Genomic DNA, 17,990 nt, shown 5'->3' on the forward strand with positions numbered 1-17,990 from the left:
AACGAATCGTTGCGGTGGGCGGTGGCTGATAGTAGCGGTTCTTTAAGAACAGGGAGTACGCAATGACACCGCTGGAAGCTGCTACGCATCACGATCCCTATGATTTTTACGCAGGCCTGAGGCTTAACGGCGGACTGCTGTTCGATGAAGGTCTCGGGTTATGGGTCGCCAGCACTGCCAGGATAGTGGAGGCCGTTCTGGCACATCCCGATTGCCGGGTGCGTCCGTTGCACGAGCCGGTGCCTGCGGCTATTGCGCAAGGTGCGGCCGGGCAGGTGTTTGCGGCGTTGATGCGCATGAATGAAGACGCCGGCCATCGGTGTCCAAGGGCGGTAATCGAACCGGCGCTGGCCTCGGTAGAGGTCATGAATGTCCAGGCCTGCATCGGTCACCCGGGGGCCGACCTGAGCGAATTAATGTTCACGTTACCCGTGTCTGCCGTTGCATATGGGCTGGGTTTTCGCAGCGACCAGTTGCGGGAAGTCGCCCAACTGACACGTGATTTTGTCGCCTGCCTTTCGCCCCTGAGCACTGAGGTTCAACTGCACGACGCACACGCCGGGGCGAGCAGGCTCAGGGAGATGTTCAGCGGGGTGCTGGAGCAAACAGCCTTGCGGGCGCACATCCTTCGCAACTACCAAGCCAGTACCTGGGAAAACCTTGGCGCATTGACCGCCAATCTGATCGGACTGCTGTCACAGACCTGCGAAGCGAGCGCCGGCCTTATTGGCAACACCCTGGTCACGCTGCATCGGTTTCCCGATCTGCTGGCGCGCATTCAGGGCACGCCGACCCTCGCCGTCGCGCTGGTCGAAGAGGTGGCCCGCTACGATTCTCCGGTGCAGAACACCCGGCGATTTGTGGCCCGGCGTTGCACGATTGGCGACAGGGTTCTGGAGGCGGGTGACACCGTGCTGGTGCTGCTGGCCTCGGCCAATCGGGACGCGGCCGCGAACCCTGCGCCCGAGGTTTTTCTACTTGAGCGACAGCAACGACGAATCTTCAGTTTTGGCGCTGGAAGGCATCAGTGCCCCGGTCAAAACATCGCGGTGAGTATCGCTGCGCAAGCGATCCAGGATTTGCTCCTGCGCCAGCCAGAGGTGTTGGCGGTGCCGCGCGCGTTCAGTTATTGGCCATCGCTGAACGGACGTATTCCCCACTTTGACAGCTGAGGATCAGCGCACCACTCCCTCCATAAACTCGATAAACGCCCGGGCCTTGGCGCTGACCATCCGGCCTGTCGGCAACACGGCCCACAAGTCCCGGGGCGGCAGTTCCCAGTCGGTCAGCACGGCCTTGACCTCGCCACTGGCGATCTCCGGCATGAACATCCAATCGGCGGCCATCGCCACCCCCTGGTGAGACAGCACGCCGGCGCGAATGCCTTCGGAGGACGTGACGCGCAGGCGCCCGCGCGCGACGACAGGGCATTGCCGGGCAGCTTGAGCGAACGTCCAACAGGTACTTTCGCTCAAGCTATAGATCACCGCCTGATGGTGCAGGAGGTCTTCCGGGGAGTGGGGTTCGCCATGGCGCTCGAAATAGGCAGGGGTGCCGAAAATCCGGCTGGGGCTTTGGCCGATCTTGCGGGCGGTCAGGCCGGAGTCGCTCAGGTTGCCGATGCGCAGCGCAACGTCGATGCCTTCTTCCACCAGATTGAGCACGCGGTCGTCGAGTACGACGTCGACATTCAGGCCGGGGTGTTGCTCAAGAAACGGGCCCAGGTTGGGAATGATCTGCAAGCGGCAAAAAGTCACGCCCGCGCTGACGCGCAAGGTGCCCGACAGGCCATTGCCCGCGCTTCGGGCGGTGTCGTCGGCATCGTTGGCTTCGTCGACGGCGCGCTTGGCCTTTTCAAAAAACGCCAGGCCCGCCTCGGTGGGCGTCAGGCCCCGGGTGGAACGCAGCAGCAACCTGACCGCCAGCCGCGCCTCCAGCTGCGCAACGCCCTTGGAGACGGCGGGCTGGCCAATCCCCAAGCGTTTTGCAGCCGCGGAAAACGAGCCGGTCTCGACGACGTGGACGAAGGTTTCCATGGCGGTGAGGCGGTCCATCGGGTGTCCTTTTGGGGGGGGCGTTTCGGGAATCATGGCGCCTTTTGGGTAAGGGTAGAAGGCGGTTGGTTGACATATGATTTATGCCTTAAGGGAATAAATTTATAGGTTTTCCAACATCCGGTAAAACAGCCGTCAGTCAGCCCGGCTGATTCTGTGCTTGAGTAAAGGTAACTCTAGAGTTACTTTTATTCAGGCCGGAGCAAGGAGGCTGTGGTGCAAAGCAGGCTATTGATCAAAGAGCTGCAAGAGGCGGGTTGGGTGCTGGATCGGGTGACAGGCAGCCATCATATTTTCACCCACCGCTATAACCCGTACACGATACCGGTGCCCCATCCCAAGAAGGATCTGCCCCAGGGCACCGTGCGAAGTATCAGGAAGCGCGCCGGGCTGTTTTCGTTTTAGGACGATTTAAGGAGATGTTCCATGCAATACCCAATCTGTATCGAATGGGGTGATGATTTTGTCGCCACCGGTATTCAGATCCCCGATATTCCAGGTGCTGTAACCGCCGGGGATAGTTTTGAAGAGGCTTACAACGCAGCGGTTGAAGTGGCGCATATCTTGTTGCAGGAGATCGCGGCAGAGGGTCGGGTGATTCCGATGCCAACGTCGGTGGCCGCCCACCACGATAATGAGGAATACGCCGGGATGGGCTGGGGGATGTTGGAGCTCGACATCTCGCCGTATCTGGGCAAGACCGAGAAGGTCAATGTCACCTTGCCCGGCTATGTGATCCAGCGTATCGACCGGTATGTGCGTGAGCACAAAGTGAAAAGCCGCTCGTCATTTCTGGCGGATGCGGCTTTGGAGAAGTTGGTGCGGTTGTAAGTTTGACTAGGCAGTCGCCACCGCCCCTTGCCGCGAGGCGCTCAAGAAGCGCAGCAACGCCACCAGCGGGAATGCGCTGCCCACCAGCATCACCCCCAGCCAGCCGCCGTGTTCGTACACGCTGCTGGCAATCGCCGAGCCGAAGGCGCCGCCGATGAAGATGCTGGTCATGTACAGCGCGTTCAGTCGGCTACGGCTGTTGGCGTCGAGGGCGTAGATGGCGCGCTGGCCAAGGACCATGTTCATCTGCACGCAGAAGTCCAGGACCACGCCGGTCACCGCCAGGCCGATCACGCTGTACAGCGGGTGCACGAAGGCCGGCAGGAAGCTCAGTGCGGCAAACAGCATCGCCAGCAGCGAAGCGCGGTGGGTGTGGCCGGCGTCCGCCAGGCGCCCGGCGATGGGTGCGGCGATGGCGCCCAGGGCACCGACCAGGGCAAACAGGGCGATCTGGCTTTGGCTCAGGCCGTGGTTGCGTGACAGTTCCAGCGGGGCGGCGGTCCAGAACAGGCTGAAGGTGGCGAACATGCAGCCCTGGTAAAACGCGCGCTGGCGCAGCACCGGCTGGCGGCGCAGCAAGGTGCCCAGCGAGGCGAGCAACTGGCCATAGCTGGCCGCGTGATCCGGTTGGCGCTTGGGGATGGTCAGCATCAGCACCACGCTGATAAACGCCATCAGTGCCGCGGCGGCCATGAACATGGCGCGCCAGCCGAAGTGGTCGGCCACCACGCTGGACACCGGTCGCGCCAGCAGGATACCCAGCAGCAAGCCGCCCATGATGCTTCCGACCACCCGGCCACGGGATTCAGCCGGCGCCAGGTGCGCCGCCAGCGGAATCAGGATCTGTACCGACACCGAGCTGAAGCCGATCAGCAGCGACACCAGCAGGAACAGGTTCGGCTGTTCGGTGAACGCCGCACCCAGCAGGCTGGCGATGGCCACCACGGTGGTGATGATCATCAGCCGGCGGTTTTCCAGCAGGTCGCCCAACGGCACCAGGAAGAACAGGCCCAGGGCATAGCCGATCTGGGTCAGGGACACGATCAGGCTGGCCATGGCCGGCGTGAGGCCGATGTCCGGGGCGATCAGCTCGATGATCGGTTGCGCGTAGTAGATGTTGGCGACGATGGCGCCGCAACAGAACGCAAACAGCATCACCATGCCTCGGGTCATCGTGCTTGTAGCGGGGGGCGTGGCGTTCATGGCGTTCTCATAAAAGCGAAGGATTGTGGCGAGCGAGGATAAAGACTGGCCCCGGGCGCGAGTAGCCTGTCTGTGGTGATAACACTCATGCCGGGAATTAATGACTGAAACGTTAACTTTCGCGCTGAAGGTCGATGATACATTCAGTCACAACTGCATAAACAGGAAATCGACTGCCATGAAGACGACATTCAACAAGATGCTCCTGGCCTCCAGCCTGGCCGCGCTGATGACCGTGGGCGTTGCCCAGGCCGCAGATGCCCCGCGTGTCGGCGTGCGGGGTGCGATTACCGCGATGGACGGCGACGCGATGCACGTCAAGGTCAACAGCGGTGAAGACGTCACCGTGCACCTGACCAAGGACACGCAGGTGCGTGCGGTCACCCTGGCAAAAATCGAAGACATCAAGCCCGGCAGTTACATCGGTTCGGCGGCCATGCCCAACGCGGATGGCACCCTGACGGCGCTGGAAGTGCATGTATTCCCACCGGCGATGGCCGGTACAGGCGATGGGCACCGTGCGTTCGACCTGAAGGAAGGCAGCAGCATGACCAACGGCACCGTGGGTGACCTGGTGGTGAGCGATGGCCGCACGTTGACCGTCAAGTACAAGGGCGGCGAGCAGAAGATCGTGGTGCCGGATGATGTGCCGATCGTCAACCTGGAGCCGGGTGATCGCAGCTTGCTGAAGCCTGGGGTGAAGGTGGTGATGTTTGCGGCGAAGGGCGCGGACGGGAGCGTAACGGCCCAGGCGATTTCTGCGGGTAAGGATGGCGTGACACCGCCGATGTAACGGCTGAACACTGAAACAAATGTGGGAGCGGGCTTGCTCGCGAATGCGGTGTGACAGTCACCGGATGTACCGACTGATCCACCGCCTTCGCGAGCAAGCCCGCTCCCACATTTTTGACCGGGTTTCTCCAGTCAGAACTGCTTATTGGCCGGAGTAGATCTGGTCAAAAACCCCGCCATCATTGAAGTGGGTCTTCTGCACGGTGCGCCAGTCGCCAAAGGTCTTCTCTACCGACAGGAAGTCGACTTTCGGGAAACGGTCGGTGTACTTGGCCAGCACTTTCGGGTCACGTGGACGCAGGTAGTTGTTGGCGGCAATTTCCTGGCCTTCCGGCGACCACAGGTACTTCAGGTATTCTTCGGCAGCCACTTTGGTGCCTTTTTTCTCGACCACTTTGTCGACGATCGACACTGGCGGCTCAGCTTCTGCGGAAACGCTCGGGTAGATCACTTCGAACTGATCACGGCCGAATTCACGGGCGATCATTTCTGCTTCGTTCTCAAAGGTCACCAGCACGTCGCCGATCTGGTTGGTCATGAACGTGGTGGTAGCGGCACGGCCACCGGTGTCCAGCACGGGTGCGTGCTTGAACAGGTCACCCACGAACTTCTTGGCCTTCTCTTCGTCGCCACCGTTTTTCAGCACATAACCCCAGGCCGAGAGGTAGGTGTAACGGCCGTTACCGGAGGTCTTCGGGTTCGGCACGATGACTTGCACGCCATCCTTGAGCAGGTCCGGCCAGTCTTTCAGGGCTTTCGGGTTGCCTTTGCGCACGATGAACACCGTGGCCGAAGTGAACGGCGCACTGTTGTTCGGCAGGCGGGTAACCCAGTTGTCCGGCACCAGTTTGCCGTTGTCCGCCAGGGCGTTGATGTCGGTGGCCATGTTCATGGTGATCACGTCAGCCGGCAGGCCGTCGATCACCGAGCGCGCTTGTTTGCTCGAACCACCGAAGGACATCTGCAGGGTCAGCTTGTCGTTTGGATGCTCGGCGGCCCAGTGCTTCTGGAAGGCGGCGTTGTAGTCCTTGTAGAAGTCACGCATCACGTCATAGGAGACGTTGAGCAGGGTGACCGGGGCGGCCTGGACGACGCCAGCCAGTGCGAGGCCGGCGGCCAGGAGAGAGGCACTAACGAGTTTTTTCACTGCTCATTCCTTGTTGTTCGAGAAGGTTTTTGAAACGCATGGGGGCAATATGCCAGCGACTATAACGGGGGGGCGCATAGTCGCTTAAAGATTAAAAAGAACTTTGCTTATTCCAGTTTCTTGAAAAGCGCGCTGCCACACCGTGAGCAAAACGCTGCATTGGGCTCATGGCTGTTTTTCTTGCACACCGGGCAATCCGTTTGCAATTGCTCACCGCGCATGGCGTTGGCCAGTTCGGCGGTGAAGATCCCGGTGGGCACCGCGATGATCGAATAACCGGTGATCATCACCAGCGACGAAATCACCTGGCCCAGCGGAGTCTTCGGCACGATATCGCCAAAGCCCACGGTGGTCAGGGTGACGATCGCCCAATAGATGCCCTTGGGAATGCTGGTAAACCCGTGCTCCGGGCCTTCGATCACGTACATCAAGGTGCCGAACACCGTGACCAGGGTGCAGACGCTGACCAGGAACACCACGATCTTCTGCTTGCTGCCCCGCAGCGCCGACATCAGGTAGTTGGCCTGCTTGAGGTACGGGCCGAGCTTGAGCACGCGGAAAATCCGCAGCATCCGGATGATTCGGATAATCAGCAGGTACTGCGCGTCGCTGTAGTACAGCGCGAGGATCCCGGGAACGATCGCCAGCAAATCCACCAGCCCATAAAAGCTGAAGGCATAGCGCAACGGCTTGGGCGAGCAATACAGCCGCAGGCCGTATTCGATGGCGAAGATGATGGTGAAGCCCCACTCGATATAGGCCAGCACGTTGGCGTAGTTGTCGTGGACTGCCTGGATGCTGTCGAGGATCACGATCACCAGGCTGGCCAGGATGATCAGCAACAGGGTGCTGTCGAAGCGTCGGCCGGCCGGGGTGTCACTTTGGAAAACCATGACGTAGAGACGCTCACGCCAGTGCTTGTTGCTGTCCATGGAAGTCGCCTGAATCGAAGATCAGCGAAGCCTAGGGGGATTCGAAGGGGCTGTCCATGCAGGTTTTCTGCATCACCCGCTGACTGGCGCGCACCAGCCAGGTGGCGAGGATAAACGGCGCGGTCAGCGCGGGCAGGTTCAGGCCGGTGAAGCCGGGCGTGAGGATGATCGCCAGCAGGATGCCGATCAGCGGCAGCCAGGGTTGGCGACGATACTGGCTGAGGGCCAGGGCGGCCAGCGCCGGGTTATAGCTGTGCAGGCCGAGCAGGGCGCTGGCGGGCTCGTCCATCAACAGGGCGATCAACACGCCGAGGCTCGCGCCGGTCAGCGCCCACAAGGCCGCGCGGCGGCTGGCTATTACAAGACCGAGGGCGATCAGCAGGCCGGCGAGGGGGTGGTCCATCAGGATGACTTGGGCCAGACCTGTGAACGGCGCGCAGAGTAGCGCCAAGGTGCGGGGTTCGCTGGCGGCAAATGCGGCGGGCGCGGTGGTGCCCAGCAGCAGCCAGCCGAGTACCACAAACGGTGCGGTGTAGGCGGGCAGGTCATCGGGGTTGGCGGCGCGTTTGAGCCACTGGCGAGTGAGGATTGCGCTGAGGCCACCGCAGGCGAGAATCAACGGCGGCAGCAGTGCCGACCAGCTGAAGTGCTGGCTGATCAGCAAGCCGAGCAGCACGCCGTTGTAGCTATAGAGACCGGCCTGGCGTTCGGCCTTGGGATAGCCGCGGCGTTGGGCGGTCAGCAAGCCGGCGACACCGCCCAGCAGCGCGCCGCCGAGCAGGGCCGGGGCGCCGACCAGGATCGCCAGCAGGCAGAGCAGGCCACACAGCGGGTGGCGCTGCAGGAATATCTGGCTGAAGCCGTTGAGCAGGGCTTCGGCCCAGTCGGGGCAGGGTTGGTTGGGCATGATCAATAATCTGCAGGAAAGCGCCGAATCTTGTGGCGAGGGAGCTTGCTCCCGCTGGGGCGCGCAGCGGCCCCAAAAGATGGGCCTGCTGCGCAGTCCAGCGGGAGCAAGCTCCCTCGCCACAGGGGATTAGATCAATGTCTCGATCCGCAACGAATTGGTCGACCCTGGCTGCCCGAATGGCACCCCAGCAGTAATCACCAACGTATCCCCACGCTCCGCCATACCCTGTGCCTGGGCAATCTCCAACGCCGTGGAACACACCTCATCCACCTGCCGCAGCCGATCGTTCACCACCGAATGCACGCCCCACGCCACGCTCAAGCGTCGCGCCGTCGACAGGTTCGGTGTCAGGTTCAGAATCGGCACCGCCGGCCGTTCCCGCGCCGCCCGCAAGGTGGAGCTGCCCGACTCGCTGTAGTTCACCAGCACTGCCACCGGCAGGATGCTGCTGATACGGCGGATCGCACAGCTGATGGCGTCCGACACCGTGGCATCCGCCTTGGGCCGGCTGACGTCCAGCTGGGTCTGGTAATCCGGGCCATTTTCCACCTGGCGAATGATCTTGCTCATCATCAGCACGGCCTCCAACGGGTATTCACCGGAAGCGGTTTCCGCCGACAGCATCACCGCATCCGCCCCTTCCGCCACTGCGTTGGCCACGTCGGTGACTTCGGCACGGGTCGGCGCCGGGGAGAAGCGCATGGATTCAAGCATCTGCGTGGCCACCACCACCGGTTTACCCAACTGGCGGCACACACCAATGATGTCCTTCTGGATTTGCGGCACGCTTTCCGCCGGCACTTCCACCCCCAGGTCGCCTCTGGCGACCATGATCGCGTCGCTCAGCTCGGCGATTTCCTGCAGGCGCTGCACCGCCGAGGGCTTCTCGATCTTGGCCATCAGGAACGCCTTGTCGCCGATCAACTCGCGGGCTTCACGGATGTCTTCCGGGCGTTGCACAAACGACAGCGCCACCCAGTCCACTCCCAGCTCCAGGCCGAAGCTCAGGTCGCGGCGGTCCTTGGCGGTCAGCGGGCTGAGCTCCAGCAATGCCTGGGGTACGTTCACGCCTTTGCGGTCCGACAGTTCACCGCCATTGAGCACGGTGGTGTCGATGGCATCGGCGTGCTTGGTGATCACCCGCAGGCGCAGCTTGCCGTCGTCCAGCAGCAGGTCCATGCCGGGCTGCAGGGCCGCGATGATTTCCGGGTGGGGCAGGTTGACCCGCCGCTGGTCACCGGGTGTCGGGTCCAGGTCCAGGCGCAGGGCCTGGCCGCGAATCAGTTGCACTTTTCCTTCGGCAAAACGCCCCACCCGCAGCTTCGGCCCTTGCAGGTCCATCAGGATGCCGAGGGGATAATTGAGCTGGCGCTCCACCTGGCGAATCCACTGGTAGCGTTGGGCGTGGTCGGCATGATCGCCATGGCTGAAGTTCAGGCGAAAGATATTCACCCCGGCTTCCACCAGCTCGCGGATGTCGTCGATGCTGTCGGTGGCCGGGCCCAGCGTGGCGAGGATCTTGACCTTCTTGTCAGGCGTCATGTTCAGGGGACTCTCTTTCAGGGCTTTCAAGAATCAGAATGGCGCGGAAATCGTTGACGTTGGTGCGGGTCGGCTCGGTGATGATCAAGCCGTCGAGGGCCGCGAAGTAACCGTAACCATTGTTGTTGTCCAGCTCGTCACTGGCGCTCAAGCCCAGGGCTTCGGCGCGGGCGTAGCTGGTGGGCGTCATGATCGCGCCGGCATTGTCTTCCGAGCCGTCGATGCCGTCGGTGTCACCCGCCAGGGCGTAGACGCCGGGCAGGCCCTTGAGGCTGTCGGTGAGGCTCAGCAGGAATTCGGCGTTGCGTCCGCCACGGCCATTGCCGCGTACGGTGACGGTGGTTTCGCCGCCGGAGAGGATCACGCAAGGCGCCGCCAGGGGTTGGCCGTGCTGGATGATTTGCCGGGCGATACCGGCGTGCACCTTGGCCACGTCCCGCGCTTCGCCTTCCAGGTCGCCGAGGATCAGCGGGCTGAAACCGGCCTGGCGGACTTTCACTGCCACCGCTTCGAGGGATTGCTGCGGACGGGCGATCAGTTGGAAATGGCTACGGGCGAGCACCGGGTCCCCGGGCTTGACGGTTTCCGACTCCGGGCTTTGCAGCCAGGTGCGCACCGACGCCGGGATTTCAATCTGGTAGCGCTTGAGAATCGCCAGCGCCTGTTGCGAGGTACTGGGGTCGCCAACGGTGGGGCCGGAAGCGATGACCGTGGCCTGGTCGCCCGGTACATCGGAAATCGCGTAGGTGTAGACGGTGGCAGGCCAGCTTGCCTTGGCCAGGCGCCCGCCCTTGATCGCCGAGAGGTGCTTGCGCACGCAGTTCATCTCGCCAATGGTGGCGCCGGATTTGAGCAGGGCCTTGTTGATCGCTTGCTTGTCCGCCAGGGTGATGGCGGCGGCCGGAAGGGCGAGCAGTGCAGAGCCGCCGCCGGAGAGCAGAAAGATCACGCGGTCGTCTTCGCCCAGGTTGCTGATCAGCTCCAGCACACGCTTGGCCACGGCCTGGCCTGCGGCGTCCGGCACCGGGTGCGCGGCTTCGACCACCTCGATTTTCTTGCAGGGTGCGCCGTGGCCGTAGCGGGTGACCACCAGGCCCGAGACTTCGCCTTGCCAGCAGTTTTCCACCACCAGCGCCATGGCGGCGGCGGCTTTGCCGGCGCCGATCACGATGACACGGCCGCTGCGGTCGGCGGGCAGATAGGGTTCGAGGACTTGCCGGGGGTGGGCGGCGTCGATGGCTGTGGCAAACAGCTCGCGAAGCAGGTGTTGCGGATCGACCGACATAAGCGGGCTCCCGGGGATTCTTGTTATTAGGGGTGCATCAAATTCGATGTGAAATGCGGTCAAAAATGTGGGAGCGGGCTTGCTCGCGAAAGCGGTCTACCATTCGACATCCATGCTGACTGATACACCGCTTTCGCGAGCAAGCCCGCTCCCACATTCGATCGCATTTCAACGGGGGTTATTTATCGCGAATCGAAAAATTCGCCATATGTTCCAGGCCCTTGATCAGCGCCGAGTGGTCCCAGTTGCCGCCACCGATGGCGGTGCAGGTGCTGAACACCTGCTGCGTGCCGGCGGTGTTCGGCAGGTTGATCCCCAGCTCCTTGGCACCGGCCAGGGCCAGGTTCAGATCCTTCTGGTGCAGGTTGATGCGGAAGCCCGGATCGAAGGTGCCCTTGATCATGCGCTCGCCATGCACTTCGAGGATTTTCGACGAAGCAAAACCCCCCATCAGTGCTTCACGCACCTTGGCCGGGTCGGCGCCGTTCTTCGAGGCGAACAGCAGCGCTTCCGCCACCGCCTGGATGTTCAACGCAACGATGATCTGGTTGGCCACCTTGGCGGTCTGGCCATCGCCATTGCCGCCCACCAGGGTGATGTTCTTGCCCATGGCCTGGAACAGCGGCAGGGCGCGTTCGAAGGTGTGCGGGTCGCCGCCGATCATGATGCTCAGGGTGCCGGCCTTGGCACCGACTTCACCACCGGACACCGGGGCGTCGAGGTAACGTGCGCCGGTCTCGTTGATCTTTGCGGCGAAGGCCTTGGTGGCGGTGGGCGAGATCGAACTCATGTCGATCACCACTTTGTTCGGCCCAAGACCTGCGGCAACGCCGTCGGCGCGGAACAGCACATCATCGACCTGCGGAGTGTCGGGCACCATGACGATGATGAACTCGGCTTCCTGGGCCACTTGCTGCGGGTTGGCCAGGGCCACCGCACCAGCGCTGATCAGTTCAGCCGGCGCCTTGCCGTGATGCTCGGAAAGAAACAGTTGGTGACCGGCCTTTTGCAGGTTGGCAGCCATGGGGTGGCCCATGATGCCGGTGCCGATAAATCCGATTTTAGCCATGACGAAAATCCTCTTATTGTTAGGTGTGCAGGCCTGGCGCGGCCTGCTAAACACAGGAGATCCACTGTGGGAGCGGGCTTGCTCGCGAATGGGGGCCGACATTCAGCATTGATGTCGACTGATCCACCGCTTTCGCGAGCAAGCCCGCTCCCACATTGGGTGCTGTGTTTGTTCAGTTAGATCGCGTTGTGGCTTTTGAGCCAACCCAAACCCGCTTCGGTGGTGGTCAACGGCTTGTACTCACAGCCGACCCAACCCTGATAACCAATGCGGTCCAAATGTTCGAACAGGAAGCGGTAGTTGATCTCACCGGTCCCCGGCTCGTTGCGCCCCGGGTTGTCCGCCAGCTGGATGTGGTTGATCTCACCCAGGTGCGCAGCCATGGTGCGGGCCAGGTCGCCTTCCATGATTTGCATGTGATAGATGTCGTATTGCAGGAACAGGTTGGCACTGCCCACCTGCTCGCGAATCGACAGGGCCTGCGCCGTGTTGTTCAGGTAGAAGCCCGGGATGTCGCGGGTGTTGATCATCTCCATCACAAGCTTGATGCCCACCGCCTGCAGCTTGTCGGCGGCGTACTTGAGGTTGGCGACGAAGGTTTTTTCAAGCGTCGCGTCATCCACGCCGGCCGGGCGAATCCCCGCCAGGCAGTTGACCTGGGTATTGCCCAGTACCTGGGCGTAGGCGATGGCCAGGTTGACCCCGGCACGGAACTCCTCGATCCGGTCCGGGTGGCAGGCCAGGCCGCGTTCGCCCTTGGCCCAGTCACCGGCCGGCAGGTTGAACAGCACTTGGGTCAGGCCGTGGGCATCGAGTTGCGCCTTGATTTCAGCTGAGCTGAATTCATAGGGAAACAGGTATTCCACACCACTGAACCCCGCGTCGGCGGCGGCTTTGAAACGGGCAAGAAAGTCCTGTTCGGTAAACAGCATGGACAGGTTGGCGGCAAAACGCGGCATGGGGTTCTCCTTAATCGAGCAGTGAAATGGCAGTCGGCGCGTCGTTGCCCACCAGTGCCAGATCTTCGAATTCGTTGACGGCGTTGATCTCGGTGCCCATGGAAATATTGGTCACCCGCTCCAGAATAATCTCAACGATCACCGGAACCTTGAATTCTTCGATCATTTCCTGGGCCTTGCGCAGTGCCGGCTGGATCTGGCCCGGCTCGAACACCCGCAGGGCCTTGCAACCCAGGCCTTCGGCGACGGCCACGTGGTCGACGCCGTAACCGTTGAGTTCCGGTGCGTTGAGGTTGTCGAAGGACAGCTGCACGCAGTAGTCCATTTCAAACCCGCGCTGGGCCTGGCGGATCAGCCCCAGGTAGGAGTTGTTCACCACCACGTGGATGTACGGCAGCTTGAACTGTGCGCCCACGGCCAGCTCTTCGATCATGAACTGGAAGTCATAGTCGCCGGACAGTGCCACGACTTTGCGGGTCGGGTCCGCCTTGACCACACCCAGTGCCGCCGGAATGGTCCAGCCGAGCGGGCCGGCCTGGCCGCAGTTGATCCAGTGGCGTGGCTTGTAGACGTGCAGGAACTGCGCGCCGGCGATCTGCGACAGGCCGATGGTGCTGACGTAGCAGGTGTCTTTGCCGAACACCTGGTTCATCTCTTCGTACACCCGTTGCGGTTTGACCGGCACGTTGTCGAAGTGGGTCTTGCGGTGGAGGGTGGCCTTGCGCTGCTGGCAATCGTGGAGCCAGGCGCTGCGGTCCTTGAGCTTGCCGGCGGCTTTCCACTCGCGGGCCACTTCAATGAACATGGTCAATGCAGAGCCGGCGTCGGAAACGATGCCCAGGTCCGGGGTGAATACGCGGCCGATTTGCGTCGGCTCGATGTCCACGTGAATGAATTTGCGGCCCTCGGTGTACACCTCCACCGAACCGGTGTGACGGTTGGCCCAGCGGTTACCGATGCCCAGCACCACGTCCGATTTCAACATCGTGGCGTTGCCATAACGGTGGGACGTTTGCAGGCCGACCATGCCCACCATCTGCGGGTGATCGTCCGGGATCGTGCCCCAGCCCATCAGGGTCGGGATCACCGGGATGCCGGTCAACTCGGCGAATTCCACCAGCAGTTCGCTGGCGTCGGCGTTGATCACGCCACCACCGCTCACCAGCAATGGGCGCTCGGCCTGGTCCAGCAGGGCCAGGGCTTTTTCCACCTGGATACGGGTCGCCAAAGGCTTGGCCAGGGGCAGTGGTTGGTAGGCGTCGATGTCAAATTCGATCTCGGCCATTTGTACGTCGAATGGCAGGTCGATCAGCACCGGGCCGGGGCGACCGGAGCGCATTTCATAGAAGGCCTTCTGGAAGGCATACGGCACCTGGCCGGGTTCCAGGACGGTGGTCGCCCACTTGGTCACCGGCTTGACGATGCTGGTGATGTCGACAGCCTGGAAGTCTTCCTTGTGCATGCGTGCCCGCGGCGCCTGGCCGGTGATGCACAGGATCGGGATCGAGTCCGCCGAGGCGCTGTACAGGCCGGTAACCATGTCGGTGCCCGCCGGGCCCGAGGTGCCGATGCACACGCCGATATTGCCGGCCTTGGTGCGGGTGTAGCCCTCGGCCATGTGCGAGGCGCCTTCAACGTGGCGAGCAAGGACGTGATCGATGCCACCGACCTTCTGCAAGGCCGAATACAGCGGGTTGATCGCGGCGCCCGGGATACCGAAGGCGGTGTCGACCCCTTCACGGCGCATCACCAGGACAGCGGCTTCGATTGCTCTCATTTTGCTCATGGTTTTGGTGCCTCTTGCGTTTTGTAATTGTATACAAGTTGTGTTGGTCCGAAGTGTATTCACGGCGAGCGGGGCAGGTCAATCCATTTTCTTGGGTGGCCTTTACGTTCGTCGGAAGGCTTATGGACGGGAATATTTCGACGTGTGGTGCGTATGTTTCGAAATATTGTATACAAAAAATAAATCTATTGTGTTCTATTTGTTTGATCGAGCTTCTGATCAGACAGAGCCCCACGGCTTTCCCATAACAAGATAAGGACGGCACCCATGAGCGCTTTAACCTTGAAAGTCGCAGTCAACCTGGCCAGCCACGCCATCGCGGCAGGCCGCACCATTTCGGCGGCACCGCTGACCGTTGCGGTACTCGACAGCGGCGGGCATTTGATAACGTTGCAGCGCGAGGATGGCGCGAGCCTGCTGCGCCCGCAGATCGCGATTGGCAAGGCCTGGGGTGCGATAGCCCTGGGCAAGGGCTCGCGCTTGCTGGCGCTGGACGCACAGCAACGGCCGGCGTTTATTGCCGCGTTGAACAGCCTGGGGCAGGGCAGCGTGGTGCCGGCACCGGGCGGGGTGTTGATCCGGGATCAGGCGGGTGTGGTGCTGGGCGCGATCGGGATCAGCGGGGATACGTCGGATATTGACGAGCAGTGTGCGATCAGTGCGATCGAGGGGTTGGGGTTGTTGGCGGATGCGGGGGTTACTGCTTGATGTGAGGTGACTGGTCGGGCCTCTTCGCGAGCAAGCCCGCTCCCACATTTGACTGCATTCCAAGGCTGGGACTCGGTCAAATGTGGGAGCGGGCTTGCTCGCGAAAGGGGCGACTCGGTCCCGGACCTAAACCCAAACCGCATCCCACAGCGGATAGTCGCCAATCCGCTCCACCAACCCTGCTCTTAATGGGTTGGCCACGACATACCGAGCCATCTTCACCAAGTCATCGTCCTTGCGCAGCGCACGATCATGAAAGCTGGTTTGCCATAGCCGCCCTTTGCGGCCCGTAGCGCCATTAACGGTTCGAGTGCTTTTGGACTTCACCTGGCACATCAGGTCTCCCAATGAGCCTTTTTGCAGCTCAATCAACCAGTGAAAGTGGTCGGGCATGACCACCCAGGCCAGGGAGTTCGCCAGCCCTTGATACTGGGCGAGCCGGAATTGCCAGACCACCAGGCGGCCGAGATAAAAATCACTGAATATCGGCGCGCGTTCGTGGGTGTTGGTGGTGATCAGGTAGATGCGGTTGGACTCGCTGAATCGCCCGATGCGCAGGCGATGTGAAGCAGCTGGATCAGGCATTCCTTTGCCTCTCTTCAGGTGGGGTTCTGAGAGGCTAGATCGGGGAATCTGGAGATGATGGTTTGGCTTTGTGCAGGATGTGTCTGGGAGGGCGCTTTCGCGAGCAAGCCCGCTCCCACATTGGATCTGCGGCGTTTAAACAATTTATGTCTGGCACAAATTCAAATGTGGGAGCGGGCTTGCTCGCGAATCTTGAAGACGCTGCGGTCTATCAGTCCCGCTCACACCCCTTCAACACCAACCGAATAATCGTCTGCGCCGCCGCCTCATAATCCGCTTCATCCAACTTCGCCTTCCCGGTCACCGCCGAAATCTGCCAGTCAAAATCCGCATACGTCTGCGTCGCCGCCCAAATGCTGAACATCAGGTGATGCGGATCAATCGGCGCAATCAGCCCACGGTCCACCCAGCTCTGGATGCAGTCGATGTTGTGCTTGGCCTGGGCATTCAGCTGTTCCACCTGCTCGGGGCTTAAATGCGGGGCGCCGTGCATGATCTCACTGGCAAACACTTTCGAGGCAAACGGCAAATCCCGGGAGATGCAGATCTTCGAGCGGATGTACCCGCTCAGCACGGCCGAAGGGTCGCCATCAGGATTGAACGGTGTGGAGGCCGCCAGGATCGGCTCGATAATGCTTTCGAGCACCTCGCGATAGAGGTTGTCCTTGGACTTGAAGTAGTAGTAGACGTTGGGCTTGGGCAGCCCGGCCTTGGCGGCGATGTCGCTGGTTTTGGTCGCGGCGAAGCCCTTGTCGGCAAACTCCTCACTGGCAGCCCGCAGGATCAGTTCTTTGTTGCGCTCGCGAATGGTGCTCATAGACCAGGAGGTTCCTTGCCAAGACAGGCGGTCTGGCATGGTAGCACCGGCTTTGCGCAGGGCTCAAGAATCCCGCCGCAGCCCTTGCATGGCGGGGCGCCCAGCTGACTTTGTCTGTCTTGATGCTGAACGCATTCACGGTCGTACAGGCACAGCTCCAGCGCGCTGCTAGAGTTCAGGCAGCGAGCGGCCATTTAGCCTGGCCGCCGCTTCCTGTTTTCGGCGTTCGAGAGAGAAACCCGTGGAGAAAAGCAGACGACGTACGTTCGCCTGGGCCGTTGGCACGTTGTTACTGGTAGCGTTGTTGATTGCCCTGGGTTTGCACTTCTTTGCAGGCGGGCACAAAGGCCGGCCGGCCGTCACCGGCGAACCGGTGGCCGTGGTGCCGGTGGTGTTGCAGGACGTGCCGGTGTATATCGATGCCCTCGGCACCGTCACCCCCACCCGCAGTGTGACCGTGGTCACCCAGGTCGATGGCATCCTCAGCAGCGTGGAATTCAAGGAAGGCCAGCACGTCAGCAAGGGCCAGGTGATTGCGCGGATCGATGACCGTGCTCTCAAGGCCCAACTGGCCGTGGCCAAGGGTACCCTGGCCCACGACCAGGCTGTGTTGAGCAATGCCCAGCGCGATCTGGTGCGCTACCGCGAACTGGTCAAGGCCGGCTCTACCAGCCAGCAAACCGTCGACACCCAGGCGTCCTTGGTCCAGCAACAACTGGGCACCGTGGCTGCCGACCAGGGCAATGTGCAGAACCTTGAAGTGCAGGTCGGCTACTGCACCATCACCTCGCCGGTCGACGGTGTGGTGGGCCTGCGCCTGGTCGACCCCGGCAATTACGTCACCACCACCAGCACCACCGGCATCGTGGTGATTACCCAGATGAACCCGGCCACCGTGGTGTTCGCGGTCCCCGAGGACGACTTGGGCGCTATCAACCAGGCCCTGGGCCGTGGCGCCGTGACGGTGCTGGCCTACGACCGCAACAAGAAAGCCCTGCTGGCCACCGGCAGCCTGTTGGCCCTGGACAACCAGGTAGACACCTCCACCGGCACCATCAAGGTCAAGGCGCAGTTCGATGATTCGGGCAGTGCGCTGTTCCCCAACCAGTTCGTCAATGCGCGCCTGAAGGCCGACACCCTGGCCCAGGTTGCCGTGGTGCCCACCCGGGCGATCCAGCATGGCAGCAAGGGCGATTTCGTGTTCGTGGTGAATGGCGACAAGGCCAGCCTGCGCAACATCAAGACCGGCCCATCGATGGGCGATGTGTCGGCGGTGCTCGAGAACGGCGTCAAGCCAGGCGAGCAGGTGATCACCGAAGGCGCCGACAAACTGGATGACGGTTCGGCCGTGAAGGTCGTCGCCCAGTGAG

18 protein-coding genes are annotated in these 17,990 nt (G+C 61.8%); 6 read left to right on the forward strand and 12 right to left on the reverse strand.

From position 1 onward, the window contains the following. Window positions 1-62 precede the first annotated feature (62 nt). Complete coding sequence (locus tag HYE77_RS13565; RefSeq protein ID WP_102369655.1) at window positions 63-1,172, forward strand: cytochrome P450; 1,110 nt, start codon at window positions 63-65, stop codon at window positions 1,170-1,172. 3 nt (window positions 1,173-1,175) lie between these two features. Here HYE77_RS13565 and HYE77_RS13570 read toward each other — a convergent pair whose 3' ends face one another. Beyond that, window positions 1,176-2,054, reverse strand: coding sequence for a LysR family transcriptional regulator (locus tag HYE77_RS13570; protein ID WP_177068873.1), 879 nt, complete (start codon window positions 2,052-2,054; stop codon window positions 1,176-1,178). A 216-nt stretch (window positions 2,055-2,270) separates the two neighbouring features. Here HYE77_RS13570 and HYE77_RS13575 point away from each other — a divergent pair, with 216 nt between their 5' ends. Both HYE77_RS13575 and HYE77_RS13580 read left to right on the forward strand, forming a co-directional pair. Then, the gene (locus HYE77_RS13575) at window positions 2,271-2,459 is read left to right on the forward strand and encodes a type II toxin-antitoxin system HicA family toxin (protein ID WP_003210604.1); all 189 of its coding nucleotides are present in this window, start codon (window positions 2,271-2,273) and stop codon (window positions 2,457-2,459) included. Window positions 2,460-2,480: 21 nt separating this feature from the next. Next, complete coding sequence (locus tag HYE77_RS13580; protein ID WP_003210603.1) at window positions 2,481-2,885, forward strand: type II toxin-antitoxin system HicB family antitoxin; 405 nt, start codon at window positions 2,481-2,483, stop codon at window positions 2,883-2,885. 6 nt (window positions 2,886-2,891) lie between these two features. On the opposite strand, the gene HYE77_RS13585 is transcribed toward HYE77_RS13580, so the two are convergent. After that, window positions 2,892-4,088, reverse strand: coding sequence for an MFS transporter (locus tag HYE77_RS13585; RefSeq protein WP_032899318.1), 1,197 nt, complete (start codon window positions 4,086-4,088; stop codon window positions 2,892-2,894). A gap of 178 nt (window positions 4,089-4,266) precedes the next feature. Here HYE77_RS13585 and HYE77_RS13590 point away from each other — a divergent pair, with 178 nt between their 5' ends. Beyond that, entirely contained in the window at window positions 4,267-4,881 is a 615-nt protein-coding gene (locus HYE77_RS13590; protein WP_003210601.1) for a DUF5666 domain-containing protein, read from the forward strand. Window positions 4,882-5,022: 141 nt separating this feature from the next. Here HYE77_RS13590 and HYE77_RS13595 read toward each other — a convergent pair whose 3' ends face one another. The 8 genes from HYE77_RS13595 to gcl all read right to left on the reverse strand — a co-directional run bounded on the left by HYE77_RS13595 (window position 5,023) and on the right by gcl (window position 14,510). Beyond that, on the reverse strand, window positions 5,023-6,027 hold the full coding sequence (locus HYE77_RS13595; RefSeq protein ID WP_003210600.1) for a sulfate ABC transporter substrate-binding protein: 1,005 nt from the start codon (window positions 6,025-6,027) through the stop codon (window positions 5,023-5,025). Window positions 6,028-6,134: 107 nt separating this feature from the next. After that, on the reverse strand, window positions 6,135-6,959 hold the full coding sequence (locus HYE77_RS13600) for an ion transporter (RefSeq protein WP_008434745.1): 825 nt from the start codon (window positions 6,957-6,959) through the stop codon (window positions 6,135-6,137). Between the two features lie 31 nt (window positions 6,960-6,990). After that, window positions 6,991-7,866, reverse strand: a complete 876-nt coding sequence (locus HYE77_RS13605; protein ID WP_177068874.1) for an urea transporter — start codon at window positions 7,864-7,866, stop codon at window positions 6,991-6,993. Between the two features lie 129 nt (window positions 7,867-7,995). Continuing rightward, a complete protein-coding gene (gene pyk, locus HYE77_RS13610; RefSeq protein ID WP_003210597.1) occupies window positions 7,996-9,411 on the reverse strand; it encodes a pyruvate kinase in 1,416 nt (471 codons plus the stop codon). After that, window positions 9,401-10,696 (reverse strand): glycerate kinase, encoded by a 1,296-nt coding sequence (locus HYE77_RS13615; RefSeq protein WP_177068875.1) that lies wholly within the window; start codon window positions 10,694-10,696, stop codon window positions 9,401-9,403. The genes pyk and HYE77_RS13615 overlap by 11 nt, the downstream gene beginning before the upstream one ends. 178 nt (window positions 10,697-10,874) lie before the next feature. Next, window positions 10,875-11,765 carry a 2-hydroxy-3-oxopropionate reductase gene (locus HYE77_RS13620; protein WP_177068876.1) on the reverse strand — a complete coding sequence of 297 codons (891 nt, stop codon included), beginning with the start codon at window positions 11,763-11,765 and terminating at the stop codon, window positions 10,875-10,877. Between the two features lie 176 nt (window positions 11,766-11,941). After that, window positions 11,942-12,724 (reverse strand): hydroxypyruvate isomerase, encoded by a 783-nt coding sequence (hyi, locus tag HYE77_RS13625; protein WP_177068877.1) that lies wholly within the window; start codon window positions 12,722-12,724, stop codon window positions 11,942-11,944. A 10-nt stretch (window positions 12,725-12,734) separates the two neighbouring features. Then, complete coding sequence (gene gcl, locus HYE77_RS13630; RefSeq protein WP_063028181.1) at window positions 12,735-14,510, reverse strand: glyoxylate carboligase; 1,776 nt, start codon at window positions 14,508-14,510, stop codon at window positions 12,735-12,737. A 267-nt stretch (window positions 14,511-14,777) separates the two neighbouring features. Here gcl and HYE77_RS13635 point away from each other — a divergent pair, with 267 nt between their 5' ends. After that, complete coding sequence (locus HYE77_RS13635) at window positions 14,778-15,218, forward strand: heme-binding protein (protein WP_003210592.1); 441 nt, start codon at window positions 14,778-14,780, stop codon at window positions 15,216-15,218. Between the two features lie 126 nt (window positions 15,219-15,344). Here HYE77_RS13635 and HYE77_RS13640 read toward each other — a convergent pair whose 3' ends face one another. Together HYE77_RS13640 and HYE77_RS13645 are read right to left on the reverse strand one after the other, a co-directional pair. After that, complete coding sequence (locus tag HYE77_RS13640) at window positions 15,345-15,803, reverse strand: transposase (protein ID WP_177008365.1); 459 nt, start codon at window positions 15,801-15,803, stop codon at window positions 15,345-15,347. Between the two features lie 211 nt (window positions 15,804-16,014). Beyond that, the gene (locus HYE77_RS13645; RefSeq protein WP_003210590.1) at window positions 16,015-16,620 is read right to left on the reverse strand and encodes a TetR/AcrR family transcriptional regulator; all 606 of its coding nucleotides are present in this window, start codon (window positions 16,618-16,620) and stop codon (window positions 16,015-16,017) included. Between the two features lie 241 nt (window positions 16,621-16,861). Between HYE77_RS13645 and HYE77_RS13650 the strand changes: the two genes are divergently transcribed. Then, window positions 16,862-17,989 (forward strand): efflux RND transporter periplasmic adaptor subunit, encoded by a 1,128-nt coding sequence (locus HYE77_RS13650; RefSeq protein ID WP_008433882.1) that lies wholly within the window; start codon window positions 16,862-16,864, stop codon window positions 17,987-17,989. Window position 17,990: the final 1 nt, after the last annotated feature.

The sequence above is a fragment of the Pseudomonas sp. IPO3774 genome (assembly GCF_013386835.1).
GTDB lineage: Bacteria > Pseudomonadota > Gammaproteobacteria > Pseudomonadales > Pseudomonadaceae > Aquipseudomonas.

Excerpts from the sequence above, each read along its gene's own strand:
- hyi (WP_177068877.1), bottom strand. The coding sequence starts at position 12,724 with ATGCCGCGTTTTGCCGCCAACCTGTCCATGCTGTTTACCGAACAGGAC.
- HYE77_RS13615 (WP_177068875.1), bottom strand. The coding sequence starts at position 10,696 with ATGTCGGTCGATCCGCAACACCTGCTTCGCGAGCTGTTTGCCACAGCC.
- HYE77_RS13570 (WP_177068873.1), bottom strand. The coding sequence starts at position 2,054 with ATGGACCGCCTCACCGCCATGGAAACCTTCGTCCACGTCGTCGAGACC.
- HYE77_RS13585 (WP_032899318.1), bottom strand. The coding sequence starts at position 4,088 with ATGAACGCCACGCCCCCCGCTACAAGCACGATGACCCGAGGCATGGTG.
- HYE77_RS13580 (WP_003210603.1), top strand. The coding sequence starts at position 2,481 with ATGCAATACCCAATCTGTATCGAATGGGGTGATGATTTTGTCGCCACC.
- HYE77_RS13640 (WP_177008365.1), bottom strand. The coding sequence starts at position 15,803 with ATGCCTGATCCAGCTGCTTCACATCGCCTGCGCATCGGGCGATTCAGC.
- gcl (WP_063028181.1), bottom strand. The coding sequence starts at position 14,510 with ATGAGCAAAATGAGAGCAATCGAAGCCGCTGTCCTGGTGATGCGCCGT.
- HYE77_RS13620 (WP_177068876.1), bottom strand. The coding sequence starts at position 11,765 with ATGGCTAAAATCGGATTTATCGGCACCGGCATCATGGGCCACCCCATG.
- HYE77_RS13600 (WP_008434745.1), bottom strand. The coding sequence starts at position 6,959 with ATGGACAGCAACAAGCACTGGCGTGAGCGTCTCTACGTCATGGTTTTC.
- HYE77_RS13565 (WP_102369655.1), top strand. The coding sequence starts at position 63 with ATGACACCGCTGGAAGCTGCTACGCATCACGATCCCTATGATTTTTAC.
- HYE77_RS13605 (WP_177068874.1), bottom strand. The coding sequence starts at position 7,866 with ATGCCCAACCAACCCTGCCCCGACTGGGCCGAAGCCCTGCTCAACGGC.
- HYE77_RS13645 (WP_003210590.1), bottom strand. The coding sequence starts at position 16,620 with ATGAGCACCATTCGCGAGCGCAACAAAGAACTGATCCTGCGGGCTGCC.
- pyk (WP_003210597.1), bottom strand. The coding sequence starts at position 9,411 with ATGACGCCTGACAAGAAGGTCAAGATCCTCGCCACGCTGGGCCCGGCC.
- HYE77_RS13635 (WP_003210592.1), top strand. The coding sequence starts at position 14,778 with ATGAGCGCTTTAACCTTGAAAGTCGCAGTCAACCTGGCCAGCCACGCC.
- HYE77_RS13590 (WP_003210601.1), top strand. The coding sequence starts at position 4,267 with ATGAAGACGACATTCAACAAGATGCTCCTGGCCTCCAGCCTGGCCGCG.